The organism is Variovorax brevis (assembly GCF_030317105.1).
Lineage (GTDB): Bacteria > Pseudomonadota > Gammaproteobacteria > Burkholderiales > Burkholderiaceae_C > Variovorax > Variovorax brevis.
In genome coordinates this window covers 41156-64366 of record NZ_JASZYG010000006.1, presented here as the reverse complement: position 1 = coordinate 64366, position 23211 = coordinate 41156, and the positions used below count along the sequence as shown (strand labels likewise).

The window sequence follows — 23211 nt, the reverse complement described above, 5'->3', positions numbered from 1 at the left end:
TCCATGAAGAAACCCGCCGCCGCTCCCGCGCGTCTGTCGACCGCATCCGCCACATTCGAAGCCGATTTCAAGGCCCGTCTGCATTGGTCGGCGGACACGGATGCGGCCATCGAGCAGCGCGTGGCCGACATCCTGGCGGACGTGCGCGAGCGGGGCGATGCCGCGGTGCTCGAATACACGGCGCGCTTCGACCGGCTTGACGTGGCCGGCATGGGCGCGCTCGAACTGGGCGCCGATGAATTGCGCACCGCCTTCGAATCGCTGCCCGCGGCGCAGCGCGATGCCCTCGAGGCCGCGGCCGCGCGAGTGCGGAAGTACCACGACGCGCAGAAAAAGGCCTCGGGCGAAAGCTGGAGCTATCGCGACGAAGACGGCACGCTGCTGGGCCAGAAGGTGACGCCCCTGGACCGCGTCGGCATCTACGTGCCTGGCGGTAAGGCCGCGTACCCCTCCAGCGTTCTCATGAACGCGATTCCGGCCCACGTCGCCGGCGTCGGCGAAATCATCATGGTGGTGCCCACGCCGGGCGGCGAAAAGAATCCGCTGGTGCTGGCGGCCGCGCACGTGGCTGGCGTGACGCGGGCCTTCACCATTGGCGGCGCCCAGGCGGTGGCCGCGCTGGCCTACGGAACGGCCACCGTGCCTGCCGTCGACAAGATCACCGGCCCCGGGAATGCCTATGTCGCCTCGGCCAAGCGCCGCGTGTTCGGCACCGTGGGCATCGACATGATTGCCGGCCCCAGCGAAATCCTGGTGCTGGCCGACGGCAGCACGCCGCCGGACTGGGTTGCGATGGACCTCTTCAGCCAGGCAGAGCACGACGAACTGGCGCAAAGCATCCTGCTGAGCCCCGACGCCGCCTACCTCGACAAGGTGCAAGCCGAGATCGACCGGCTGTTGCCGACCATGCCAAGGGCCGAAATCATCGCGGCCTCGCTCAACGGCCGCGGCGCGCTCATCCACACGCGCAGCATGGAAGAAGCCTGCGAGATCAGCAACCGCATCGCGCCCGAGCACCTGGAAGTGAGCAGCCGCGAGCCGCACCGCTGGGAGCCCTTGCTGCGCCACGCGGGGGCCATCTTTTTGGGCGCCTACACCAGCGAAAGCCTGGGTGACTACTGCGCCGGCCCCAACCACGTGTTGCCCACCAGCGGCACGGCCCGTTTTTCCAGCCCGCTGGGGGTGTACGACTTCCAGAAGCGCAGCAGCCTGATCGAGGTCAGCGAAGCCGGCGCGCAGGTGCTGGGCAAGATTGCCGTCACGCTCGCAGAAGGCGAAGGCCTGAACGCGCACGCGGAAGCCGCCCGGATGCGCCTGCGCTGACATGCGAAAGCTTCGCGCCGCGCTGGCGCTCCCGGTGGCCCTGTGCCTGCTTTTTGTCGCCACGGCATCGCAGGCGATGTCGATTCGCGAGTTGCGCTCGCTCGAAGCCAACGAAAAAGACGGCAAGCTCTACGCCAACTACTACCTCGTGGGCGTGATGGAGGGCCTGCGCGAAGCCAGCGACAATGCGAGGCGCAACGGCCAAACCCCGACCTTTTGCGTCGAAGGGCGCCGGCTGGAGCCCTCCATGGCACGATCGCTCTACCAATCCGAACTCACCCGCAACGCCGACAGCTACGAAGCCGACATGCCGGTCGAGCTGGTCGTCGAATCCGCCTTGCGCAGCAGTTTCCGCTGCACCCGCTGAACGAAATGAATCCACCTGCCGACGCCCGACCTTCCGCCCTGCAACGCATCCGCGCCGACGTGCAGTCCATGCACGCCTACGCCGTGCAGGATGCGCGCGGGCTCATGAAGCTCGACGCCATGGAGAACCCGTTCAGCCTGCCGCCCGAACTGCAGGCCGAGCTGGGCAAGCGACTGGGCAGCCTGGCCATCAACCGCTATCCCGGTGATCGCGGCGCGGACCTCCAGAAGGCGCTGGCCGAACACGCCGGCTTGCCCGCCGGCTTCGCGCTCATGATGGGCAACGGCTCGGATGAACTGATCTCGCTGCTTGCCATGGCCTGCGACCTGCCGGGCGCGTCGATCCTCGCGCCGGTCCCGGGCTTCGTGATGTACGCCATGAGCGCGCAGCTCCAGGGCCTGCGTTTCATCGGTGTGCCGCTGACGGCCGATTTTGAGCTCGACGAGGCGGCCATGCTGGAAACCATTTCCCGCGAACGCCCGGCCATCGTTTACCTCGCCTACCCGAACAACCCGACCGCCAACCTGTGGGACGACGCCGTCATCGACCGCATCATCGCGGCCCAGGGTGAGCAGGGTGGTCTGGTGGTCATCGACGAGGCCTACCAGCCTTTCGCCGGCCGCAGCTACCTCGACCGCATCGCCCGCCACGGCCACGTGCTGCTGATGCGAACCCTCAGCAAGTTCGGCCTGGCCGGCGTGCGCTTGGGCTACCTCATGGGTCCGGCGGCGCTCATCGCCGAAATCGACAAGGTGCGTCCGCCCTACAACATCAGCGTGCTCAACTGCGAGTGCGCGCTGTTCGCGCTGGAGCACGCCGACGTGTTCGCCGCGCAGGCGACGGAAATCCGCGCCCAGCGCCGGGCGATCTTCGAGGCCCTGGCCCGGATGCCCTCGGTCAAAAGCTGGCCCAGCGAGGCGAACATGATCCTCGTGCGTGTACCCGACGCGACAAAGACCTTCGAGGCGATGAAGGCTCGCGGCGTACTCGTGAAGAACGTTTCTAAAATGAACCCCCTGCTGGCCAACTGCCTGCGCCTGACCGTCGGGACGCCCGACGAAAATCGGCAGATGATGGCGGCTCTGGAACAGTCCCTATGAACACCCCTACGGCACCTGAAGCAGTCACCTCTGTCGGCGCCCGCACCGCGGAAGTCACCCGCAACACGGCCGAAACCAAGATCAGGGTGCGCGTCAATCTCGACGGCACCGGCAAGGCCGCGCTTTCCACCGGCATCGGCTTTTTCGACCACATGCTCGACCAGATCGCGAGGCACGGCCTGATCGACCTCGAAATCGAGTGCCAGGGCGACCTGCACATCGACGGGCACCACACGGTGGAAGACGTCGGCATCACGCTCGGTCAGGCCGTGGCCAAGGCCGTGGGCGACAAGAAGGGCATCCGCCGCTACGGCCACGCCTATGTGCCGCTCGATGAGGCGCTGTCGCGCGTGGTCATCGACTTTTCGGGGCGGCCCGGCCTGGTCATGGACGTGCCCTTCACCAGCGGCATGATCGGCACCTTCGACAGCCAGCTCACCTACGAATTCTTCCAGGGCTTCGCCAACCACGCTTTCGTCACGCTGCACATCGACAACCTCAAGGGTGTCAATGCGCACCATCAGTGCGAAACCGTGTTCAAGGCCTTCGCCCGCGCGCTGCGCGGCGCGCTCGAATTCGATCCCCGCTCCGCGGGCGTCATCCCATCGACCAAGGGTTCGCTCTAGAACGCATGGCCAATTCAGTAGCGGTTGTTGACTACGGCATGGGCAATCTGCGCTCGGTGTCGCAGGCGGTTCAGCACGCGGCCGATCAGGTCGGCGTGGAAGTGTTCGTCACCTCGGACCCCGAAGTGGTTCGTGCCGCCACGCGCGTGGTGCTGCCGGGGCAGGGCGCCATGCCCGATTGCATGCGTGAGCTGCGCGATTCCGGCTTGCAGGAATCGGTACTTGAAGCGGCCGCCAGCAAGCCGCTCTTTGGCGTTTGCGTGGGCATGCAGATGCTGCTGTCGCACAGCGAAGAAGGCGCCACGGACGGTCTCGACCTGATCCCCGGCCGGGTGGTCAAGTTCGAGCTCGAAGGGCGCCTGCAACCCGACGGCAGTCGTTTCAAGGTGCCGCAAATGGGCTGGAACCAGGTGCAGCAGGCGCAATCTCATGCGCTGTGGGCGGGTATTCCCGATTTGAGCTACTTCTACTTCGTCCATAGTTTCTACGCCCGACCCACGGAATCTCGCCACAGCGTTGGCGAGGCCGACTACGGCGCCCGCTTTACCGCCGCAATTGCCCGCGATAATATTTTTGCAACCCAATTCCACCCCGAAAAGAGTGCGGACCACGGGTTGCAGCTCTACCGAAACTTTCTCCATTGGAACCCCTAGCCCCCGCCCGTGGGGCATTTGCCATGCTGTTGATTCCTGCAATCGATCTCAAAGACGGCCACTGCGTTCGCCTCAAGCAGGGCGACATGGACCAATCCACCATCTTCAGTGAAGACCCGGCCGCCATGGCGCGCAAGTGGGTCGATGCCGGCGCGCGTCGCCTGCACCTGGTGGACCTCAATGGCGCATTTGCCGGAAAGCCCCAGAACCACGGCGCGATCCGTTCGATCCTGCGTGCGGTGGGTGACGACATCCCGGTGCAGCTCGGCGGCGGCATCCGCGACCTGGACACCATCGAGCGCTACATCGACGATGGCCTGCGCTACGTGATCATCGGCACGGCCGCGGTCAAGAATCCGGGTTTCCTGAAGGACGCGTGCAGCGCCTTCGGTGGGCACATCATCGTGGGCCTGGACGCCAGGGACGGCAAGGTGGCCACCGACGGCTGGAGCAAGCTCACCGGCCACGAAGTGGCCGACCTTGGCAAGAAGTTCGAGGACTACGGTGTGGAGTCGATCATCTACACCGACATCGGCCGCGACGGCATGCTGTCGGGCATCAACATCGAGGCGACCGTGCGGCTGGCGCAGGCGCTCACGATTCCCGTGATCGCCTCGGGGGGCCTGTCGAACATGGACGACATCGACAAGCTGTGCGCCGTGGAGCCGGACGGCGTCGAAGGCGTCATTTGCGGCCGCGCCATCTATTCCGGCGACCTCGATTTCGCGACGGCGCAGGCACGCGCCGACTCGCTGGCCGACGCGTCCTGATCGCTTGCCGAAGGCCTACTCGGCCTTCATCGCCATCGTGTGGATGATGGGTTCGAGCTGCGGGCTCATTGGCAGGTCCATGCTGGCGCCGGAGGGCAGCCTGCGCATGAACCAGCGCTTGTACTGCCGGTCGATCTCGCCGTCTTCGGCCAGCACCTGAAAGGCGTCCTTCACCACCCTGGCGAGGGGTTCGTCGCCCTTGCGGTACATGATGCCGTAAGGGTCGTACGAGAGAAAGTCGCCCAGCACCGTGTACTCCGCCTTGGCGGCGTTTTGCGCCAGCAAGCCGTAGAGCAGCACGTCGTCCGTCGCAAAGGCGTCCGCCTGTCCCTTCGAGAGAAGGGCAAAGGATTCGGCATGGTCGCGTGAGACGACGATGTCCATGCCCACCCCGAACTTCTCGTTCAGGTCGCGCATGGTCTTCTCGTTGGTCGTGCCCGCCGTGACCACCACCTTCTTGCCCTTCAGGTCGCGAAAGGAACGCACCGGCGCACCGTTCTTGACCATCAGCTTGGTGCCGGAGACAAAGATCGTCGGCGAAAAGCCCACGCGTTTCTGTCGCTCGACATTGCTCGTGGTGGAGCCGCACTCCAGGTCGATCTGGCCATTGGCGATCGCGTCCATGCGCGTGGCCGCAGTCACTGGAACCCACTTGACGGCAAGGCTCTTGTTGACCGCGTCCTCGATGGCGCTCACCAGCGCGTGGCACAGCTCGATCGAGTAGCCGATCGGCTCGTTGCGTGTGGAGAGGTAGGAAAAGGGAATGGAAGATTCCCGATAACCCAGCGTGATGGTTCCGCTGGCGCGTACCTTGGCCAGCGTTCCGGTGAGGCCGCCGACTTGGGCGTGCGCCGACGAGGACGCGAGCAGAAGTGCCGCGCCCAGCAGTGCCATGACCCGGGCCAGCGGCCCGAATGCTTTCGCAAAGCCATTCATGCGCGGGCCTCAGGCGTGCGCGGGCCTGGCGGCCGCGGCAGACGCTGCGCTGTCCAGGTCCCTGGCAATGACTTCAGCTTCCTGCTCCGACACCAGTTCGCCTTCCCACTTGGCCACCACGGCCGTCGCGATGGAGTTGCCCACGGCGTTGGTGGCCGAGCGACCCATGTCCAGGAAGGTGTCCACGCCCAGGATCAGCAGCAGGCCGGCCTCGGGAATGTTGAACTGGTTCAGCGTGGCCGCGATCACCACCAGCGATGCGCGCGGCACGCCGGCCATGCCCTTGGAGGTCATCATGAGGATCAGCAGCATGGTGACCTGCGTGCCCAGCGACAACTCGATGCCATAGGCCTGTGCGATGAAGAGCACGGCAAAGGTGCAATACATCATCGAGCCGTCGAGGTTGAACGAATAGCCCATCGGCATCACGAAGCTGGAGATCTTGCGCTTGACGCCAAAGCGATCGAGGGCGTCGAGGATCTTCGGATAGGCCGCTTCGGAACTGGCCGTGGCAAAGGAAAGCATGAAAGCTTCCTTGATGAGCACGATCAGCTTGAACACACGTGGCCCCAGGAAGAGGAAGCCTGCGGCGATCAGGAAGCCCCAGAGCACGAACAGGCCGAGGTAGAAGTCGCCCATGAATACGGCGAACTTCAGCAGGATCTCCAGACCATTGACCGACACCGTTGCCGCCATGGCGGCCAACACCGCCAGCGGTGCGAGCTTCATCACGTAGCCGGTGATCTTGAGCATCACGTGCGAGAGTTCGTCAATGGCCGCAACGAGTGTCTTGCCCTTTTCGCCCAGCGCCGCGCAGGCCACGCCGAAGAACATGGAGAACACGACGATCTGCAGGATCTCGTTGTGCGCCATCGCCTCCGCGAAGGACTTCGGCACCAGGTGACTGACGAAGTCCTTGAGCGTGAACTTGGATGTCGCAAGGTTCGCAGAAGCCCCGATGTCCGGCAACGGCAATCCCAGGTTGACGCCGGGCTGCAGCAGATTGGCCATGACCAGCCCCAGCACCAGCGAGATGAGCGATGCGGTCACGAACCACCCCAACGCCTTGCCGAACACGCGACCCACCGAAGCGGCATCGCCCATGTGCGCGATGCCCACGACCAGCGTGGAGAACACCAGCGGCCCGATCAGCATCTTGATGAGGCGCAGGAAGATGTCGGACATGATGGAGATGTAGCCGGCGATTTCCGCGGCGGCCTTCTTGTCCGGGAAGCTCTTGAAGACCATGTAGCCCAACCCGATGCCAACCGCCATGGCAATCAATATCCAGGCGGCCTGCGGCAGCTTTCTTTTCATTTGTATCCCTTTTTGAATCATTATTGAAAAGGCGCACAGACCTTTTGAGTCTGTGCGCCTGGGCGGCATTTCATTTGAAAAACGTGAATGCTGCAATGCGAGCAATCACCGATGACGTGTGTGCCATCGGCATGCTGTCGCCGAATTGGCCTTGCGCAACAAGGCCTCTTCTGCCGCCGGGACGAAGGCCTATTCCGCCTTCACGCTCATCGTCTGGATGATGGATTCCAGTTGAGCGCTCATTGGCAAATCGATGCTCGTGCCCGAGGGCAACTTGCGCAGGAACCAGCGCTTGTATTGCCGTTCGATTTCGCCGTCCTGTGCGAGCACCTGAAAGGAATCATTGACGACCTTTGCCAATTGCGTGTCGCCTTTTCGAAACATGATTCCGTAGGGGTCGTACGAAAGAAAGTCGCCAAGCACCGTGTAATTGGCCTTGGCGGCGTTTTGCGCAATCAGCCCGTAGAGCAAAACGTCGTCTGTCGCAAAAGCATCGGCTTCACCTTTAGCCAGCAATGCAAATGAAGCGGCGTGCTCGGGCGCCACAAGGATCTCCATGCCGACTGAAAACTTGCTGTTCAAGTCGCGCATGGTCTTCTCGTTGGTGGTGCCCGATGTCACCACCACCTTCTTGCCCTTGAGGTCGCGAAACGATTTCACCGGCGAACCCGTCTTGACCATCAGCTTGGTACCGGACACGAACATCGTCGGCGAAAAAGCCACGCGCTGCTGGCGCTCGACGTTGCTGGTGGTGGATCCGCATTCCAGGTCGACCTGGCCATTGACCACGGCATCGATGCGCGAGGCCGGCGTCACCGGCACCCACTTGATGATGAGGCTCTTGTTGATGGCGTCCTCGATCGAGGTGACCAGCGCGCGGCACAGTTCAACGGAGTAGCCAATCGGCTCGTTGCGCGCCGACAGGTACGAGAAGGGCACGGACGATTCACGATAGCCCAGCGCGATGCTGCCTGTCTGGCGCACCTTGGCCAAGGTTCCGGTCAATTGCGCCGGTGCCTCCGGAACGGCCACGGTTTCTTGCTGCGCAAAGACCGGCGATGCAATCAGGAGTGAGGCGCACACGAACGCGGCAGCGGCACCTGAGCGCAGAGCGGTTGTCGCGAGGGTCGCCATGGTATTCAGCCATGCGCGGCTTGCAAGCCGGCGCGTTCGTTGGTGTCGAGGGTCAGGGCATTGGCCTCGGCCTCCCTTTCGGGCAACAGTTGCCCTTCCCACTTGCCGACGACCGCTGCGGCGATGGAGTTGCCCACGGCATTGGTGGCCGAACGACCCATGTCCAGGAAAGTGTCCACGCCCAGGATCAGCAACAGGCCGGCCTCGGGAATGTTGAACTGGTTGAGCGTGGCCGCGATCACCACCAGCGATGCACGCGGCACGCCCGCCATGCCCTTGGAAGTCAGCATCAGGATGAGCAGCATCGTGACCTGCGTGCCGAGCGAAAGATGGATGTCGTAGGCCTGCGCGATGAAGAGCACGGCGAAAGTGCAATACATCATCGAGCCGTCGAGGTTGAAGGAGTAGCCCATCGGCATCACGAAGCTGGAGATCTTCCGATTGACGCCAAAGCGGTCCAGCGCATCGAGGATCTTCGGATAGGCCGCCTCGGAACTGGCCGTTGCAAAGGACAGCAGAAAGGCTTCCTTGATGAGCACCAGCAGCCTGAACACCCGCCGCCCCAGGAACACAAAGCCGGCGAAGACCAGCACGCCCCACAGCAGGAACAGCCCGATGTAGAAATCGCCCATGAAGACGGCGAACTTCAGCAGGATCTCCAGCCCATTGACCGCGACGGTGGCGGCCATGGCGGCCATCACCGCCAGCGGCGCGAGCTTCATCACGTAGCCGGTGATCTTGAGCATGGCGTGCGAGAGTTCGTCGATGGCGGCGATCAGCGTCTTGGCCTTCTCTCCAAGGCTCGAGAGCGCCACGCCGAAGAACATGGAGAACACGACGATCTGCAGGATCTCGTTGTTGGCCATGGCCTCTGCAAAGGACTTGGGCACCAGGTGGCTCACAAAATCCTTGACGGTGAACTTGGACGTGGCGAGGTTGGCCGAGGCGCCGATGTCCGGCAGCGGCAGCCCCAGGTTGTGGCCGGGCTGCAGCAGGTTGGCCATGACGAGGCCGAGCACGAGCGAAATGAGCGAAGCGGTGATGAACCATCCGATCGCCTTGCCGAACACCCGACCCACCGACGCGGCGTCACCCATGTGCGCGATGCCCACGACCAGCGTGGAGAACACCAGCGGCCCGATGAGCATCTTGATGAGGCGCAGGAAGACGTCGGAGATGATGGAGATGTAGCCAGCGATCTCGGCAGCCGTCTTCTTGTCCGGAAAGCTCTTGAAGACCATGTATCCCAGCAAGATGCCGATGACCATCGCAATCAGGATCCAGGCGGCCGATGGCAGTTTCCTCATCATGAGTCCCCTTCATCAAGTGGCTTGTCGGGAGATCGCGCCGTGGTGCCGTCGAGCGCGTTGCACCCGCATTTCATGCCAATTTGCTGGCGGCCGCAATGGCGAATCGTGACCAGCCGCAAATGCCGGCCACAGGTGGGAGATACGAAGCGTCGGGGCGGCGTGTGCTGTCCGCGCTCCTAGAATCGGGGCATGCCTGTCAACACCATCGATTTCCACGGTCAGCCGGCCTTGCGCCTTTCCCTGCCCGACGGCGACGCCGCCGTGGTGGCGTTGCATGGTGCGCAGGTGCTTTCCTGGTCGAGCGGCGGCGCTGAGCGCATCTACCTGAGCCCGGCGGCGCTGCTGGACGGCCACAGTGCGATTCGCGGTGGCATTCCCATCTGCTTTCCGCAATTCAACCAGCGCGGCTCGCTGCCCAAGCACGGCTTTGCCCGCAACCTGGCGTGGCACGCGGAGCCCTCGCGGCCTGATGCTCCCGCTGAACTCGCACTATCGCTGCGCGACGGCGACGCCACCCGTGCCGTCTGGCCGCATGCCTTCCATGCACGGCTGAAGGTCAGCCTGGCACCCCGTTCGTTGCGCGTCGCGCTGACGGTGGACAACACCGGCTCGGCGCCGTGGGCCTTTGCCGCCGCGCTCCACACTTATTTGCGCGTGGACGACATTGCATCCGTGCGTCTGGAAGGCTTGCAGGGCGCCAATCGCTGGGATGCGGTGCGCGACGACCGGCACGTCGAAATGGCGCCGGCCCTGCGCTTCGAGTCGGAGTTCGACAGCGTCTACGCCGCGCCCGCGGCACCGCTGCGGCTGGTCCAGCCTTCGGGCACACTTCAAATATCCCAAAGCGCGAGTTGCACCGAAACCGTGGTCTGGAACCCCGGCGCCGCGCTGAGCGCCAAGCTCGCCGACATGCCCGACGACGGCTACCGCCACATGCTTTGCGTGGAAGCGGCCCGCATCGACGAACCCGTGCAATTGCTGGGCGGCGCGCAATGGCAAGGCTGGCAACAGTTGAGCCTCGCCTGACATCCCTACTGAACCCGACATGCTTGCCAAACGAATCATTCCTTGCCTTGACGTCACAGGCGGCCGCGTCGTCAAGGGCGTCAACTTTGTCGAACTGCGCGACGCAGGCGATCCGGTCGAGATCGCGGCGCGCTACAACACGCAGGGTGCCGACGAACTGACTTTCCTGGACATCACCGCCACCAGCGACGGCCGCGACCTGATCCTGCCGATCATCGAAGCGGTGGCCTCGCAGGTCTTCATTCCCCTGACCGTGGGCGGCGGCGTTCGCACCGTGGCGGATGTGCGGCGCCTGCTCAATGCGGGCGCCGACAAGACCAGTTTCAACTCGGCCGCCATTGCCGATCCGCAGGTCATCTCGGACGCTTCGGCCAAATACGGCGCACAGTGCATCGTCGTGGCCATCGACGCCAAGCGGCGCAAGGGTGACGACCTGACGCGAGCGGGTGCGGACGGCCAGCCGGTCGGCGCCGGCTGGGACGTCTACAGCCACGGCGGTCGCAAGAACACCGGCCTCGATGCCGTGAAGTGGGCGGTCGAAATGGCCCGCCGCGGCGCCGGCGAAATCCTGCTGACCAGCATGGACCGCGACGGCACCAAGAGCGGCTTCGATCTCGAACTCACCCGCGCCGTGAGCGATGCCGTCAACGTGCCGGTGATCGCCTCTGGCGGTGTCGGCAATCTCGACGACCTGGCCGACGGCATCCAGAAGGGCGGCGCCGACGCCGTGCTGGCGGCCAGCATCTTCCACTACGGCGAGTACACCGTTGGCGAAGCCAAGGCCTGCATGGCAGCCCGTGGCATTCCGGTGAGGAAATGACATGAACTGGCTCGAAGAAGTGAAATGGGACGCGAACGGCCTGGTGCCCGTCATCGCGCAGGAACAGGGCAGCAACGACGTGCTGATGTTCGCCTGGATGGACCGTGAGGCATTGGCCAGGACGGCCGAGCTGGGCCGCGCCGTGTACTTCAGCCGCTCGCGCAACAAGCTGTGGTTCAAGGGCGAGGAATCCGGCCACGTCCAGACGGTGCATGAGATCCGCATCGATTGCGACAACGACGTGGTGCTGCTCAAGGTGACGCAACTCGGGCATGAGCCCGGCATTGCCTGTCACACGGGCCGCCACAGCTGTTTCTTCAGCAAATACGAAAATGGCCAGTGGGTTGCGACCGAACCGGTCTTGAAAGACCCCGCCAGCATCTATAAATGACCCCCACCATGACCTCCGACGCCCTTGCCCGCCTTGCCGCCGTGATTGAAAGCCGGCTGCCGGCCAATGGCGGCGACGCTGAAACGAGCTACGTCGCGCGCCTGCTGCACAAGGGCCCCGATGCCTTCCTGAAGAAAATCGGCGAAGAAGCCACCGAAGTCGTCATGGCCGCCAAGGACGCCGACCACGGCGGCGACCGCACCAAAATCGTCTATGAAGTGGCCGACCTGTGGTTCCACAGCATGATCGCGCTGGCCCACTATGGCCTTTCGCCCGCTGAGGTCATTGCCGAACTGGAACGCCGCGCAGGCACCAGCGGCATCGAGGAAAAAGCACTGCGCAAGGCGCAGGCGCGCGAAGATTCCAACGATTGACCCTTTTCGCCAACCAGCAGGAGAACGCCATGGCCAATGACATCATTCCTGTACCCGCCGACGACTCGCTCAAGACCTGGGGCTGGGTGAGCTACGTCATGCACCTGGTCGTTGCCGTCGGCGCCGTGCTGCCGGGTGCGCAGGCCTCGATTGCGCTGTTGCTCGTTGCGCTGGTCATCGACCTCGTCAAGCGCGACGACGCGGCCGGCACCTGGCAGGCCTCGCATTTCAGCTGGCGCATCCGCTCGGTGCTGTGGGCGGGCGTGCTCTACGTCGTCACGTCGCCGCTGTGGATCCTGCTTCTGGTGCCCGGCTGGATCGCCTGGGCCCTCATCTCTCTCTGGTTTCTCTACCGCATCGTCAAGGGGATGGTGCGCATGAACGCCGGCCAACCTGTGGAGCCCGCCAATGTCGTCTGATCCCAACTGCATCTTCTGCAAGATCATCGAAGGGAAGATCCCGTCGAAGAAGGTTTACGAAGACGAAGAACTTTTCGGCTTCCACGACATCGCACCGTGGGCCCCGGTCCATTTCATGCTCGTGCCCAAGCGCCACATCCCCTCCATGGCGCAACTGACGCCAGAAGATGCTGCGCTCATGGGGAAGATCATGACGCTGGCGCCCAAGCTGGCGATCGACAATGGATGCCGTCCTTATCCCGAGGGCGGTTATCGTGTGGTGGTCAACACGGGTGCCGAAGGTGGTCAGGAAGTGCACCATCTCCATGTTCACGTCATGGGCGGTCCACGCCCCTGGCTGCGGGGGTGATTCCCCGCGCCGACTAAAATTGCAGCAATTCTTCAGGAGCTTTCCATGGGTTCATTTTCTATCTGGCACTGGTTGATCGTGCTGCTTATCGTCGTGATGGTGTTTGGCACCAAGAAGCTCAAGAACATGGGCTCCGACCTGGGCGGCGCCGTCAAGGGCTTCAAGGACGGCATGAAGGACGGTTCTGCAACAGCCGACCCGGCAGCGACCACGCCGCCGCAGCAGGTCACCGCTGCAACCGCCGCCGACAAGCCGACCATTGACGTCGAAGCACGTCAAAAGTCCTGATCCGCGCACGTGCTCGATCTCGGCATTTCCAAGATGGCTTTGATCGGCGCCGTAGCGCTGATCGTCATCGGGCCTGAGAAACTGCCGCGCGTCGCACGCACGGTGGGCACCCTGCTCGGCAAGGCGCAGCGTTATGTGAACGACGTCAAGGCCGAGGTCAATCGCTCGATGGAGCTCGACGAGCTCCGCAAGATGAAAGACACGGTCGAAAGCGCGGCGCGCGATGTCGAGCAAAACATCCGCACCAGCGCCTCCGAAGTGCAGCAACAACTGGAAGGCACCGACCCCTACACCCCGCTGTCGACTTTCGACACGCCCGAATCCTTTCCCCAATACAAGCATCCGCGCAAGAAGTGGCGCCTCAAGCAGGGGGCCACGCCCCAGTGGTACAAGGCCCGAAACGGCGTGCGCACCAAGGCGCTCTCCGGCGCGGCACGGGTTGCCCGTTTTCGCCCTCACAAAATCAACTAGCGCGCCGTCCGGCGTTCACCAAACCGCGTCGATGGCGTGCCGGATTCCGGCCGACGATGCCCCCCTCCCATGGTTGATTCCAACAAGAACAAAGAAGACGAGCTCGCAGGCACGGAGCAACCCTTCGTGCAGCACCTCATGGAGCTGCGCGACCGGTTGCTTTACTGCGTCTACGGCCTTGTCGTCGCAGGCGTGCTGCTGGCCATCTGGCCGGGTCCGGCCGGTCTGATCGACATGATCGCGGTGCCCATCCGCAACCACATGCCGCCAGACGCCAAGCTCATCGCGGTTGGCGTTTTCTCGCCTTTCTTCGTGCCGCTCAAGGTGCTGATGATGGCGGCCGTGCTGCTGGCGCTGCCCTGGCTCATGTACCAGGCGTGGATGTTCGTGGCGCCGGGGCTGTACAGCCACGAAAAGAAGTTTGCGTTGCCGCTGATCATCTTTGGCAGCCTGCTGGCCTACGCCGGCATTGCCTTCGTCCAGTTCTTCGTGCTGGACAAGATGTTCACCTTCATCCAGCGCTTCACGCCGGCCAGCGTGGCGGCGACGCCGGACATTGCGTCCTACGTGGAGTCGATCCTGTCGCTCTACATTGCCTTCGGCGTGGCGTTCCAGGTGCCCATCGTCGTGATGCTGCTGGTGCGCTTCGAGATGATCACCATCGAGAAGCTGCGGCAATACCGCGGCTACTTCATCGTGATTGCCTTCGTGGCGGCTGCCATCCTCACGCCGCCCGATGTGGTGTCGCAGCTGGCGCTGGCCATTCCGATGTGCCTGCTCTACGAGATCGGCATCATCTCGGCCAAGTACTTCGTGAAGATATCGAAGGCGCCGGATTCGGAAGAAGAGGCGCAGGAAAAAGCGGACTCGGCACAAACTTAGGCTCGCCCCCAGGCTTGCTCACTTCGTGTAGCCTCCAACCCCCTGCCGGGGGCAACACCAGCGGCCCGGCGAAGCCGGTTCCGCGAGGGCTTGTTGCTCGCCCCCAGGATGCGCGCACTTCGTGTCGCTCCTCCAACCCCCTGCCGGGGGCAACACCGGCGGCCCGGCAACGCCGGTTCCGCGGTGTTCCTGGAATGAAGGAAAAGGCCGCTGTGTAATGTGCAGCGGCCTTTTTTCAGTTACTCGTTTCGCGGCAAGCGGCGTACCGGTGTCTTGGGGCGCAGCCCCGGCGTCACGTCGAGTTCCATCTTGTCGCTGCCGCGCTGCAGGGCAAAGCGGGACGCGTTGCCGGGCTTCAATCCTGCGACGGCCGTCAGCAGTTCCTGCACGTTGTCGATCTTCTTTTCTCCAACGCCGGTGATGACGTCGCCCGGCCGGATGCCGGCGTGCGCCGCAGGGCCGTTTTGCAGCACACCCGTGATGATGACGCCCGCCTTGGCCTTCACGCCGAAGGTCTCGGCGAGTTCGGGCGACAGGTCGTTGGGCTCGACGCCGATCCAGCCGCGCGTGACCTTGCCCTCTTTCACGATGTCTTCCAGCACCTGCTTGGCCGAGGACACCGGAATGGCAAAGCCGATGCCCATGCTGCCGCCCGAGCGCGAATAGATTGCCGTGTTGATGCCCTCGAGGTGGCCGTCCACGTCCACCAGCGCACCGCCCGAATTGCCGGGATTGATGGCCGCGTCGGTCTGGATGAAGTTCTCGAAGGTGTTGATGCCCAGCTGGTTGCGCCCCAGCGCCGAGACGATGCCGCTCGTCACCGTCTGGCCGACGCCAAAGGGGTTGCCAATCGCCAGCACCTGGTCGCCCACCTGCAGCGAATCCGAGTTGCCCAGCACCACGACGGGGAGCTTGTCGAGTTCGATCTTGAGCACGGCCAGGTCGGTGTCAGGGTCGGTGCCGATGATCTTGCCCGTTGCGTGCCGGCCGTCGTTGAGGGTGACTTCGATTTCGTCGGCGCCCTCGACCACGTGGTTGTTGGTCAGGATGTAGCCCTCGGTGCTCACGATCACGCCGCTGCCCAGGCCCACTTGCGGCTGGTCGTCCTGGTCGCCGAAAAAGAAGCGCGACCACGGGTCGTCGCCGCGCGGATTGCGGTGCGCCGCCTTGCTCGTGGTGATGCTGACCACCGCGGGCGCGGCGCGCTTGGCGGCGGCGCTCAGGCTGCCGGGCGCCGGCAGGGAAGGGCCCGGCACCGGCGCCTCGATGACCGAGACGACGCCGCCCAGCGTGGTGGGACGCTTGGCGATCCAGTCAGGCTTGAGGGTCGCGACCACGAAGTAGCCCGCCAGGATGACCGTGACGGTCTGGGAAAACAGCAGCCAGATACGCTTCATGTGAGTTGGATGTGGTGAGGCTTGGGATTGTCCCTCATGACCCCGGCAGAGGCTCGGAGGAACGATCGGGAATGGGCGTGGGATGACACGGGAATTGGTGATAACCCTTAAGAGGATGCGGCGCATGGGTGATTCCCGGCGCCCGGAAGTCCACAATGGCGTGATGAGCACGACGCGTCACGAACTCCTCCACGCTTTCGACCTGCTGCTTGCGCCGCAGCGCTTCAAGGACTACGGCCCCAACGGCCTTCAGGTCGAGGGCCGCATCAAGGTCCGGAAAATCGTCTCCGGTGTCACGGCCAGCCGAGCGCTGATCGAGGCGGCCATCCATGCCGAGGCCGATGCCATCTTCGTCCACCACGGCCTGTTCTGGCGCGGCCAGGACGCTTGCGTCACCGGCTGGATGCGGCAGCGGTTGGGCCTGCTGCTGGGCGATGACGTCAATCTCTTCGCCTACCACTTGCCGCTGGACGCACATCCCGAACTGGGCAACAACGCGCAGTTGGGGTTGCATCTGGGACTGCTCGCGCATCCGGGATCGGCAGGCCGCTTCGGCGATCAGGAGATCGGCTTCCTGGGCGCGGCGGAAGACGGTTCAACCTTTGCCAATGGCAAGAAGCTGGCAGCGCACGTCGAGAAGGTGGTGAAGCGGCCGGTGGCGCTGGTCGACACGGCACATCGTCCCATCAAGAACATCGCCTGGTGCACGGGCGGTGCGCAAGGCTATTTCGAAGCGGCCATCGCCGCGGGTGCCGATGCCTTCATCACCGGCGAGATCTCCGAGCCGCAGACGCACTACGCGCGCGAGATGGGCGTGGCCTACATCGCGTGCGGGCATCACGCGTCCGAGCGCTACGGCGCGCCGGCCGTGGCCGCCCACGTGGCAACGCAACTGGGGCTCGTGCACGAGTTCATCGACATCGACAACCCGGCGTGAGGACGCAGTCCTTGAGTCAGCACGCAGAACGGCCCATCGCGATCACGATGGGCGACCCCGCCGGCATCGGACCCGAGATCATCGTCAAGGCGTTTGGCGACGCGCCTGAGCTGACGCGCGGCTGCTTCGTGGCCGGCGACGTGGGGTGCATGCGGCGTGCGGCCGTGGCGCTCGAGCGGCCCGGTGCGCCGGCCTTGCCGACCATGCACATCGACGATCCGCGCGAAGTGGCAAGTGCGCCTGGCCATTGCGTGCCGGTGCTGCAAGTGATTGCGCCGCCCGAGGGCGTCGTCGTCGGTCAGATTGGCGCTGCGGCAGGTCGCGCCGCCGGCGATGCCGTGAGTTGGGCCGCTGATGCAGCGCTTCAGGGCCGCATCGCCGCCATCGTGACGGCGCCTTTGCACAAGGAGTCACTGGCCGCTGCGGGCTTCGCTTTTCCCGGTCATACCGAACTGCTTCAGTCGGCCGCGGCTTCGCACCTGGGTCGCACCATCGCGCAGGTGCCGGTGCGGATGATGCTGGCCAACGACGAACTGCGCACAGTCCTCGTGAGCATCCACATGTCGCTGCGTCACGCGATCGAGGCCGTGACTTTCGACGGTGTGCTGCAGACGCTGCGCATTGCACACGAGGCCTTGTCCCATGCCTTGGGCCGCGCGCCGCGCATGGCGGTGGCGGGGCTCAATCCGCATGCGGGGGAGGGCGGTCTCTTCGGGTCTGAAGAACGCGACATCATTGCGCCTGCCATTGCGGCTGCTCGCATCGACGGCATCGACGCAAGCGGCCCTTATGCGCCTGACACGATCTTCATGCGCGCACGCACACCGTTCGGCAAGCATGGTGAATTCGACGTGGTGATTGCGATGTACCACGACCAGGGACTCATCCCCGTGAAGTACCTCGGCGTCGAGAAGGGCGTGAACGTGACCCTGGGCCTCCCACTGGTGCGCACCAGCCCCGATCACGGCACGGCCTTCGACATCGCGGGCAAAGGCATTGCCGACGCGTCGAGCCTCATCGAGGCGATCCGCATGGCGCGCCTGCTGCTGTCAGGGCAGCAGACGCAACGTACCGATATCAGAGACGCCTGAGGCTGTCGCGAATCTCGCGCAGCAGCACCACGTCTTCTGGAGGCGGAGGCGCTTCTGCCGGCTCGGCGGGCACGAGGTTGCGCAGGCGGTTGATCTGCTTGACCATCAGGAAGATCACGAAGGCCAGGATCACGAAGTTCACCGCCACGGTGATGAAGTTGCCGTAGGCCAGCACGGGGACGCCGGCCTTCTTGAGGTCCGCAAGCGTGTGCCCGACGTTGGGTGGCACGGTCCCCAGCACAATGAACAGGTTGGAGAAGTCGAGCTTCCCGAACACGAGGCCAATGATCGGCATGATCACATCAGCCACCAGGGAGTCGACGATCTTGCCGAATGCACCGCCGATGATCACGCCGACAGCGAGATCGACGACGTTGCCCTTCATCGCGAATTCTCTAAATTCCGATACGAAGCTCATGGTTGCTTTCCCCGTTTGTGTTGTTTGAAAACGCGCCCAGTATAGGGAGGCGCATCGCAATTGCGCGTGGGCAACTTCGCCTTCTTCGCGTTGAAAACGTCCTTGGCGCTCCGCTACAATCGCCGGTTGACCCAAGTCAAGTACCCCAGCGAAGAAGATTGAGGACCCACATGAGTGACACCCCCGTCGGCCATCACCGGATCGACAGCAGCAAGAGGACATGGTTGATCGCATCCGGCTGTGCTGGTGCGGTGGGCGGCGTGGCAACTGCCATTCCGTTTGTCAGTACCTTCCAGCCGTCGGAGAAGGCCAAGGCGGCCGGTGCACCGATCGAGGTCGACATCAGCGCTCTCAAGCCGGGGGAAAAGGTCACCGTCGAATGGCGTGGCAAGCCGGTGTGGATCCTCAAGCGCACACCTGAGCAACTTGCAGAGTTGCCCAAGCTCGATCCCCAACTCGCTGATCCGCAATCCAAGCGTCATCCCGACGAGTTCACGCCCAAGTACGCACAAAACGAACATCGTTCCATCAAGCCTGACGTGCTGGTGGTTGTTGGCATTTGCACCCACCTCGGTTGCTCGCCCATCGACAAGCTCCAGAAGGGTCCCCAGCCCTCGGTGCCCGACAACTGGGAAGGCGGCTTCCTCTGCCCATGCCACGGTTCCACCTTTGACCTGGCCGGCCGCGTCTTCAAGAACAAGCCTGCGCCCGACAACCTTCCGGTTCCGCCGCACATGTACCTTTCCGACACGCGCCTTCTCATCGGCGAAGACAAGGCCTGAGGAAGAACGACATGGCTGAATTCAAGGAAATCTCCCCGAACGCCGCTGGTGGCGAAAAGTTGTTGAACTGGGTCGACAACCGCTTCCCGCTGTCCAAGCTCTACAACGAGCACATGGGCCAGTACTTCGCGCCCAAGAACTTCAACTTCTGGTACATCTTCGGCTCGCTGGCGATGCTGGTCCTGGTGATCCAGATCGTCACCGGCATCTTCCTGGTGATGCACTACAAGCCCGACGCAACGCTCGCGTTCGCCTCGGTCGAGTACATCATGCGCGACGTGCCCTGGGGCTGGCTCATCCGCTACATGCACTCCACGGGAGCTTCGGCGTTCTTCGTGGTCGTGTACCTGCACATGTTCCGCGGGCTGATCTACGGCAGCTACCGCAAGCCGCGCGAACTCATCTGGATCTTCGGCTGCGCGATCTTCCTGTGCCTCATGGCCGAAGCCTTCATGGGCTACCTGCTGCCCTGGGGCCAGATGAGCTACTGGGGTGCGCAGGTCATCGTGAACCTGTTTGCCGCCATTCCCTTCGTCGGCCCGGACCTGGCGCTTCTCATTCGCGGCGACTACGTCGTGAGCGACGCCACACTGAACCGCTTCTTCAGCTTCCACGTCATTGCCGTGCCGCTGGTGCTGCTCGGCCTGGTGGTGGCGCATCTGATCGCGCTGCACGAAGTGGGCTCCAACAATCCCGACGGCGTCGAGATCAAGGCCAAGCGCGATGCCAACGGCAATCCGCTGGACGGCATTCCCTTCCATCCCTACTACACGGTGCACGACATCTTTGGCGTGCTGGTGTTCCTGCTGATCTTCTCGGCGGTCATCTTCTTTGCACCCGAGGCCGGCGGCTACTTCCTGGAGTACAACAACTTCATCCCGGCCGATTCGCTCAAGACGCCGAACCACATCGCACCGGTCTGGTACTTCACGCCCTTCTATTCGATGCTGCGCGCCATCACCAGCGAGATGATGTATGCACTCATCGCCTGCGTGATCGCGGGTGCCGTCTTCGGTGTCTGGAAGACGCGCCTCATCAACGTCGCCAAGGCCGCCGTCGTGGTGGTCGCAGTGGTGGTTTGTGTGCTCATGCTGCAGATCGACGCCAAGTTCTGGGGCGTGGTCGTCATGGGCGGCGCCGTCATCATCCTGTTCTTCCTGCCCTGGCTGGACCACAGCCCGGTCAAGTCGATCCGCTACCGTCCGGGCTGGCACAAGTATGTGTACGCGGTCTTCGTGGTCAACTTCGTGGTGTTGGCCTACCTGGGCGTGCAACCGCCTTCGCCCATCGGCGAGCGCGTGTCGCAAGTGGGTACCCTGTTCTATTTCGGCTTCTTCCTGCTGATGCCGTGGTGGAGTCGCCTCGGCACGTTCAAGCCCGTGCCTGATCGCGTGACCTTCGCAGCGCATTGAGCCGGAGCAAACAAGAATGAAGAAAATCATCCTCGCGTTCATTGCCGCGCTCACGTTGGCGGCCGGTGCACAAGCGTCCGAAGGAGGCGTTGTCCTGGACAAGGCGCCGAACAAGACGAACGACATGGCGTCGCTGCAAAACGGCGCCAAGCTGTTCGTCAACTACTGCCTCAACTGCCACTCGGCAGCCTTCATGCGCTACAACCGCCTGCAGGACATCGGCGTCACCGAAAAGCAGATCAAGGACAACCTCCTGTTCACGACCGACAAGGTCGGCGAGACGATGAAGGCCAACATCAACGCGCGCCAGGCCAAGGACTGGTTCGGCACGACGCCGCCCGACCTGACGCTCGTCGCGCGCTCGCGCGCCGGCCACGGCGGCACGGGCCCTGACTACCTCTACACCTACCTGCGCACCTTCTACCGTGACGACACCAAGGCCACCGGCTGGAACAACCTCGTGTTCCCCAGCGTGGCGATGCCTCACGTGATGTGGGAGCTGCAGGGTGACCGCCGCCCGGTCTACAAGGAAATGGAAGAGCACGGCCACAAAGTCGAGGTTTTTGCCGGCTTCGAGCAACTCAGTCCCGGCACGATGACGCCGCAGGAGTTCGACCACGCCGTTGGCGACATGGTCAATTACATGCAGTGGATGGCAGAGCCGGCACAAAATACGCGCGTGCGCGTCGGTGTCTGGGTCCTGTTGTTCCTTCTGGTTGGCGTGGTCTTTACGTGGCGCCTGAACGCGGCGTACTGGAAAGACGTCAAGTAGTTCGTTTCATCACCGGCCGGAGCGCCAAGCGCTTTCGGTCTCGCAGAGTGGGTTGCCGATGACGCGACCCACTCTTTTTGATTTTTAGGAGTCTCTCGCCATGATGGTGCTTTATTCAGGAACGACCTGCCCCTTTTCCCATCGTTGCCGCTTTGTGCTGTTCGAAAAGGGAATGGACTTCGAGATTCGCGACGTCGATCTCTACAACAAGCCCGAAGACATCAGCGTGATGAACCCGTACGGCCAGGTTCCGATCCTGGTCGAGCGCGACCTCATCCTGTATGAGTCGAACATCATCAACGAGTACATCGACGAGCGCTTCCCGCATCCGCAGCTGATGCCCGGCGACCCGGTCGACCGTGCGCGTGTTCGCCTGTTCCTGCTCAACTTCGAGAAGGAACTCTTCGTGCACGTGTCGACGCTGGAAAACCGCACGGCCAAGGGCAATGAGAAGGCGCTCGAAAAGGCGCGCTCGCACATCCGCGACCGCCTCACGCAGCTTGCCCCGGTGTTCCTCAAGAACAAGTACATGCTGGGCGACAACTTCTCGATGCTCGACGTGGCCATCGCGCCGCTGCTGTGGCGCCTGGACTACTACGGCATCGACCTCAGCAAGAACGCCGCGCCGCTGCTCAAGTATGCTGAGCGCATCTTTTCGCGTCCGGCGTATATTGAAGCGCTGACCCCGTCCGAAAAGGTGATGCGCAAGTAAGCGCATCGCAAGCAAGCACAGCGCAACTCGAAGGCCACAGCCACGCATGTCCATGATCAGCGCGTTAGAGTCGTCGTCCACGCGCCCGTACCTCATCCGGGCGCTGTACGAGTGGTGCACCGACAACGGCTTCACGCCGTACGTGGCGGTGCAGGTGGACGACACCGTCCAGGTGCCGCGCGAGTACGTGAAGAACGGCGAGATCGTGCTGAACATCAGCTTCGATGCGACCAGCTCTCTCAAGCTCGGCAATGAATTCATCGAATTCAAGGCCCGTTTTGCGGGCACGGCGCGCGAGATCTGCGTGCCGGTCGGACGCGTGATTGCCATTTACGCCCGTGAGAACGGGCAGGGAATGGCCTTTCCGGCGCCTGTGGCGTCTCCTGCACCGGCTAGCTCGGCGGACCACCCCTCCACGGGCTCCAGCTTGGCGGTGACGCAGCCTGCGCGCGGCGCGCCGCGAGGTGGGGTGGAGGGCGACGCGCGCATCGTGCATCTCGTGACCGGCGATGAAGCCGCCGACGATGCCGGAGGCGGCTCGGCGACATCCTCGCCCGGCACCGACGAGCCGCCGAAGCCGCCTGCCGGCGGTGGGGCGCGCCCGTCACTCAAGCGCATCAAATAATCCCGGCCGGCATTCGCGGCGCGCCGCGCCGATAGAATGCCAGTCCACGCCGCTTTAGCTCAGTTGGTAGAGCACCCGCCTTGTAAGCGGAAGGTCGTCAGTTCGATTCCGACAAGCGGCACCATTTTTCCCCGTGTGATCTGCCCCCCAGCCGTACCAGCATAGTGGCAGTGAAGTCCGTCAACTTGGAGAATGACGGACATGAGAAAGAGCAGATACACCGAGGAGCAGATCATCGGGTTCATCAAGCAGGCCGAGTCGGGTTTTCCGATCAAGGATCTGTGACGCAAAGGCGGCTTCAGCGACGCGACTTTCTACAAGTGGCGCGCCAAGTACGGGGGCATGGACGTGCCCGATGCCAAGCGGTTGCGTGAACTCGAGGCGGAGAACAACAAGCGCAAGAAGCTGTTGGCAGAAGCCCACCTGGACATTCACGCGCTGAACACCGCCTTCGGGGTAAAGCGTTGGCCCCAGAGGCCAAGCGTGCGGCCATCGCCACCATGATCGAC

28 protein-coding genes, 1 tRNA gene and 1 pseudogene are annotated in these 23211 nt (G+C 63.5%); 24 read left to right on the top strand and 6 right to left on the bottom strand.

Going from position 1 to position 23211, the window contains the following annotated elements:
• The first annotated feature begins 3 nt into the window (after positions 1–3).
• Genes hisD through hisA form a run of 6 tightly spaced genes read left to right on the top strand, consistent with a single transcriptional unit; the run spans position 4 to position 4839 of the window.
• Positions 4–1323, top strand: a complete 1320-nt coding sequence (gene hisD / locus QTI66_RS19870) for a histidinol dehydrogenase (protein ID WP_286561580.1) — start codon at positions 4–6, stop codon at positions 1321–1323.
• A 1-nt stretch (position 1324) separates the two neighbouring features.
• Positions 1325–1690 (top strand): hypothetical protein, encoded by a 366-nt coding sequence (locus QTI66_RS19865; protein WP_286561579.1) that lies wholly within the window; start codon positions 1325–1327, stop codon positions 1688–1690.
• A gap of 5 nt (positions 1691–1695) precedes the next feature.
• Positions 1696–2790, top strand: coding sequence for a histidinol-phosphate transaminase (gene hisC / locus QTI66_RS19860; RefSeq protein WP_286561578.1), 1095 nt, complete (start codon positions 1696–1698; stop codon positions 2788–2790).
• Positions 2787–3416, top strand: a complete 630-nt coding sequence (gene hisB, locus QTI66_RS19855; RefSeq protein ID WP_286561577.1) for an imidazoleglycerol-phosphate dehydratase HisB — start codon at positions 2787–2789, stop codon at positions 3414–3416. Before hisC ends, hisB begins: the two co-directional genes overlap by 4 nt.
• 5 nt (positions 3417–3421) lie before the next feature.
• Positions 3422–4069 (top strand): imidazole glycerol phosphate synthase subunit HisH, encoded by a 648-nt coding sequence (gene hisH, locus QTI66_RS19850; RefSeq protein ID WP_286561576.1) that lies wholly within the window; start codon positions 3422–3424, stop codon positions 4067–4069.
• A gap of 23 nt (positions 4070–4092) precedes the next feature.
• The gene (gene hisA / locus QTI66_RS19845) at positions 4093–4839 is read left to right on the top strand and encodes a 1-(5-phosphoribosyl)-5-[(5-phosphoribosylamino)methylideneamino]imidazole-4-carboxamide isomerase (protein ID WP_286561575.1); all 747 of its coding nucleotides are present in this window, start codon (positions 4093–4095) and stop codon (positions 4837–4839) included.
• A 15-nt stretch (positions 4840–4854) separates the two neighbouring features.
• On the opposite strand, the gene QTI66_RS19840 is transcribed toward hisA, so the two are convergent.
• From QTI66_RS19840 to QTI66_RS19825, 4 genes are all read right to left on the bottom strand, one after another.
• Entirely contained in the window at positions 4855–5775 is a 921-nt protein-coding gene (locus tag QTI66_RS19840; RefSeq protein WP_286561574.1) for an amino acid ABC transporter substrate-binding protein, read from the bottom strand.
• 9 nt (positions 5776–5784) lie between these two features.
• Complete coding sequence (locus QTI66_RS19835) at positions 5785–7092, bottom strand: dicarboxylate/amino acid:cation symporter (RefSeq protein ID WP_286561573.1); 1308 nt, start codon at positions 7090–7092, stop codon at positions 5785–5787.
• A 189-nt stretch (positions 7093–7281) separates the two neighbouring features.
• A complete protein-coding gene (locus QTI66_RS19830) occupies positions 7282–8226 on the bottom strand; it encodes an amino acid ABC transporter substrate-binding protein (protein ID WP_286561572.1) in 945 nt (314 codons plus the stop codon).
• Positions 8227–8231: 5 nt separating this feature from the next.
• Positions 8232–9536, bottom strand: a complete 1305-nt coding sequence (locus tag QTI66_RS19825; RefSeq protein ID WP_286561571.1) for a dicarboxylate/amino acid:cation symporter — start codon at positions 9534–9536, stop codon at positions 8232–8234.
• 189 nt (positions 9537–9725) lie between these two features.
• Between QTI66_RS19825 and QTI66_RS19820 the strand changes: the two genes are divergently transcribed.
• The 9 genes from QTI66_RS19820 to tatC all read left to right on the top strand — a co-directional run bounded on the left by QTI66_RS19820 (position 9726) and on the right by tatC (position 14556).
• Entirely contained in the window at positions 9726–10562 is an 837-nt protein-coding gene (locus QTI66_RS19820) for a D-hexose-6-phosphate mutarotase (RefSeq protein WP_286561570.1), read from the top strand.
• A gap of 19 nt (positions 10563–10581) precedes the next feature.
• Positions 10582–11382 (top strand): imidazole glycerol phosphate synthase subunit HisF, encoded by an 801-nt coding sequence (gene hisF, locus QTI66_RS19815; protein WP_286561569.1) that lies wholly within the window; start codon positions 10582–10584, stop codon positions 11380–11382.
• Position 11383: 1 nt separating this feature from the next.
• The gene (hisI, locus tag QTI66_RS19810) at positions 11384–11773 is read left to right on the top strand and encodes a phosphoribosyl-AMP cyclohydrolase (RefSeq protein WP_286561568.1); all 390 of its coding nucleotides are present in this window, start codon (positions 11384–11386) and stop codon (positions 11771–11773) included.
• Entirely contained in the window at positions 11770–12147 is a 378-nt protein-coding gene (locus QTI66_RS19805) for a phosphoribosyl-ATP diphosphatase (protein ID WP_286561567.1), read from the top strand. The genes hisI and QTI66_RS19805 overlap by 4 nt, the downstream gene beginning before the upstream one ends.
• A gap of 29 nt (positions 12148–12176) precedes the next feature.
• Positions 12177–12566 carry a DUF4870 family protein gene (locus QTI66_RS19800; RefSeq protein ID WP_286561566.1) on the top strand — a complete coding sequence of 130 codons (390 nt, stop codon included), beginning with the start codon at positions 12177–12179 and terminating at the stop codon, positions 12564–12566.
• The gene (locus QTI66_RS19795) at positions 12556–12915 is read left to right on the top strand and encodes a histidine triad nucleotide-binding protein (RefSeq protein WP_286561565.1); all 360 of its coding nucleotides are present in this window, start codon (positions 12556–12558) and stop codon (positions 12913–12915) included. Before QTI66_RS19800 ends, QTI66_RS19795 begins: the two co-directional genes overlap by 11 nt.
• 45 nt (positions 12916–12960) lie before the next feature.
• Positions 12961–13203, top strand: a complete 243-nt coding sequence (gene tatA, locus QTI66_RS19790; RefSeq protein ID WP_286561564.1) for a Sec-independent protein translocase subunit TatA — start codon at positions 12961–12963, stop codon at positions 13201–13203.
• Positions 13204–13212: 9 nt separating this feature from the next.
• Positions 13213–13674 carry a Sec-independent protein translocase protein TatB gene (tatB, locus tag QTI66_RS19785; RefSeq protein WP_286561563.1) on the top strand — a complete coding sequence of 154 codons (462 nt, stop codon included), beginning with the start codon at positions 13213–13215 and terminating at the stop codon, positions 13672–13674.
• Positions 13675–13743: 69 nt separating this feature from the next.
• Entirely contained in the window at positions 13744–14556 is an 813-nt protein-coding gene (gene tatC / locus QTI66_RS19780) for a twin-arginine translocase subunit TatC (RefSeq protein WP_286561562.1), read from the top strand.
• A 239-nt stretch (positions 14557–14795) separates the two neighbouring features.
• On the opposite strand, the gene QTI66_RS19775 is transcribed toward tatC, so the two are convergent.
• Positions 14796–15953 (bottom strand): S1C family serine protease, encoded by a 1158-nt coding sequence (locus QTI66_RS19775; RefSeq protein WP_286561561.1) that lies wholly within the window; start codon positions 15951–15953, stop codon positions 14796–14798.
• 163 nt (positions 15954–16116) lie between these two features.
• Between QTI66_RS19775 and QTI66_RS19770 the strand changes: the two genes are divergently transcribed.
• Both QTI66_RS19770 and pdxA read left to right on the top strand, forming a co-directional pair.
• The gene (locus QTI66_RS19770; protein WP_286561980.1) at positions 16117–16890 is read left to right on the top strand and encodes a Nif3-like dinuclear metal center hexameric protein; all 774 of its coding nucleotides are present in this window, start codon (positions 16117–16119) and stop codon (positions 16888–16890) included.
• A gap of 11 nt (positions 16891–16901) precedes the next feature.
• On the top strand, positions 16902–17981 hold the full coding sequence (pdxA, locus tag QTI66_RS19765) for a 4-hydroxythreonine-4-phosphate dehydrogenase PdxA (RefSeq protein ID WP_286561560.1): 1080 nt from the start codon (positions 16902–16904) through the stop codon (positions 17979–17981).
• On the opposite strand, the gene mscL is transcribed toward pdxA, so the two are convergent.
• On the bottom strand, positions 17968–18399 hold the full coding sequence (gene mscL / locus QTI66_RS19760) for a large conductance mechanosensitive channel protein MscL (protein WP_286561559.1): 432 nt from the start codon (positions 18397–18399) through the stop codon (positions 17968–17970). The genes pdxA and mscL overlap by 14 nt on opposite strands.
• Positions 18400–18569: 170 nt before the next feature.
• On the opposite strand from mscL, the gene petA reads away from it, so the two are divergent.
• The 7 genes and pseudogenes from petA to QTI66_RS19725 form a co-directional block, all read left to right on the top strand.
• Positions 18570–19181 carry a ubiquinol-cytochrome c reductase iron-sulfur subunit gene (gene petA, locus QTI66_RS19755; protein ID WP_286561558.1) on the top strand — a complete coding sequence of 204 codons (612 nt, stop codon included), beginning with the start codon at positions 18570–18572 and terminating at the stop codon, positions 19179–19181.
• 11 nt (positions 19182–19192) lie between these two features.
• Positions 19193–20593: a cytochrome b gene (locus QTI66_RS19750; protein WP_286561557.1), complete on the top strand. Its 1401-nt coding sequence runs from the start codon at positions 19193–19195 to the stop codon at positions 20591–20593.
• Positions 20594–20609: 16 nt separating this feature from the next.
• Entirely contained in the window at positions 20610–21365 is a 756-nt protein-coding gene (locus QTI66_RS19745) for a cytochrome c1 (RefSeq protein WP_286561556.1), read from the top strand.
• A 100-nt stretch (positions 21366–21465) separates the two neighbouring features.
• Positions 21466–22077: a glutathione S-transferase N-terminal domain-containing protein gene (locus QTI66_RS19740; RefSeq protein WP_057596959.1), complete on the top strand. Its 612-nt coding sequence runs from the start codon at positions 21466–21468 to the stop codon at positions 22075–22077.
• Positions 22078–22129: 52 nt separating this feature from the next.
• On the top strand, positions 22130–22702 hold the full coding sequence (locus QTI66_RS19735; protein ID WP_286561555.1) for a ClpXP protease specificity-enhancing factor: 573 nt from the start codon (positions 22130–22132) through the stop codon (positions 22700–22702).
• A gap of 48 nt (positions 22703–22750) precedes the next feature.
• Positions 22751–22826, top strand: a tRNA-Thr gene (locus tag QTI66_RS19730).
• A 77-nt stretch (positions 22827–22903) separates the two neighbouring features.
• Positions 22904–23205 (top strand): annotated as a pseudogene (locus QTI66_RS19725) (transposase); the annotation flags it as partial.
• Positions 23206–23211 lie beyond the last annotated feature (6 nt).

Coding starts and splice junctions, on each gene's coding strand:
- hisD (WP_286561580.1), top strand. CDS start 4: ATGAAGAAACCCGCCGCCGCTCCCGCGCGTCTGTCGACCGCATCCGCC.
- QTI66_RS19865 (WP_286561579.1), top strand. CDS start 1,325: ATGCGAAAGCTTCGCGCCGCGCTGGCGCTCCCGGTGGCCCTGTGCCTG.
- hisC (WP_286561578.1), top strand. CDS start 1,696: ATGAATCCACCTGCCGACGCCCGACCTTCCGCCCTGCAACGCATCCGC.
- hisB (WP_286561577.1), top strand. CDS start 2,787: ATGAACACCCCTACGGCACCTGAAGCAGTCACCTCTGTCGGCGCCCGC.
- hisH (WP_286561576.1), top strand. CDS start 3,422: ATGGCCAATTCAGTAGCGGTTGTTGACTACGGCATGGGCAATCTGCGC.
- hisA (WP_286561575.1), top strand. CDS start 4,093: ATGCTGTTGATTCCTGCAATCGATCTCAAAGACGGCCACTGCGTTCGC.
- QTI66_RS19840 (WP_286561574.1), bottom strand. CDS start 5,775: ATGAATGGCTTTGCGAAAGCATTCGGGCCGCTGGCCCGGGTCATGGCA.
- QTI66_RS19835 (WP_286561573.1), bottom strand. CDS start 7,092: ATGAAAAGAAAGCTGCCGCAGGCCGCCTGGATATTGATTGCCATGGCG.
- QTI66_RS19830 (WP_286561572.1), bottom strand. CDS start 8,226: ATGGCGACCCTCGCGACAACCGCTCTGCGCTCAGGTGCCGCTGCCGCG.
- QTI66_RS19825 (WP_286561571.1), bottom strand. CDS start 9,536: ATGATGAGGAAACTGCCATCGGCCGCCTGGATCCTGATTGCGATGGTC.
- QTI66_RS19820 (WP_286561570.1), top strand. CDS start 9,726: ATGCCTGTCAACACCATCGATTTCCACGGTCAGCCGGCCTTGCGCCTT.
- hisF (WP_286561569.1), top strand. CDS start 10,582: ATGCTTGCCAAACGAATCATTCCTTGCCTTGACGTCACAGGCGGCCGC.
- hisI (WP_286561568.1), top strand. CDS start 11,384: ATGAACTGGCTCGAAGAAGTGAAATGGGACGCGAACGGCCTGGTGCCC.
- QTI66_RS19805 (WP_286561567.1), top strand. CDS start 11,770: ATGACCCCCACCATGACCTCCGACGCCCTTGCCCGCCTTGCCGCCGTG.
- QTI66_RS19800 (WP_286561566.1), top strand. CDS start 12,177: ATGGCCAATGACATCATTCCTGTACCCGCCGACGACTCGCTCAAGACC.
- QTI66_RS19795 (WP_286561565.1), top strand. CDS start 12,556: ATGTCGTCTGATCCCAACTGCATCTTCTGCAAGATCATCGAAGGGAAG.
- tatA (WP_286561564.1), top strand. CDS start 12,961: ATGGGTTCATTTTCTATCTGGCACTGGTTGATCGTGCTGCTTATCGTC.
- tatC (WP_286561562.1), top strand. CDS start 13,744: ATGGTTGATTCCAACAAGAACAAAGAAGACGAGCTCGCAGGCACGGAG.
- QTI66_RS19775 (WP_286561561.1), bottom strand. CDS start 15,953: ATGAAGCGTATCTGGCTGCTGTTTTCCCAGACCGTCACGGTCATCCTG.
- QTI66_RS19770 (WP_286561980.1), top strand. CDS start 16,117: ATGAGCACGACGCGTCACGAACTCCTCCACGCTTTCGACCTGCTGCTT.
- mscL (WP_286561559.1), bottom strand. CDS start 18,399: ATGAGCTTCGTATCGGAATTTAGAGAATTCGCGATGAAGGGCAACGTC.
- petA (WP_286561558.1), top strand. CDS start 18,570: ATGAGTGACACCCCCGTCGGCCATCACCGGATCGACAGCAGCAAGAGG.
- QTI66_RS19750 (WP_286561557.1), top strand. CDS start 19,193: ATGGCTGAATTCAAGGAAATCTCCCCGAACGCCGCTGGTGGCGAAAAG.
- QTI66_RS19745 (WP_286561556.1), top strand. CDS start 20,610: ATGAAGAAAATCATCCTCGCGTTCATTGCCGCGCTCACGTTGGCGGCC.
- QTI66_RS19740 (WP_057596959.1), top strand. CDS start 21,466: ATGATGGTGCTTTATTCAGGAACGACCTGCCCCTTTTCCCATCGTTGC.
- QTI66_RS19735 (WP_286561555.1), top strand. CDS start 22,130: ATGATCAGCGCGTTAGAGTCGTCGTCCACGCGCCCGTACCTCATCCGG.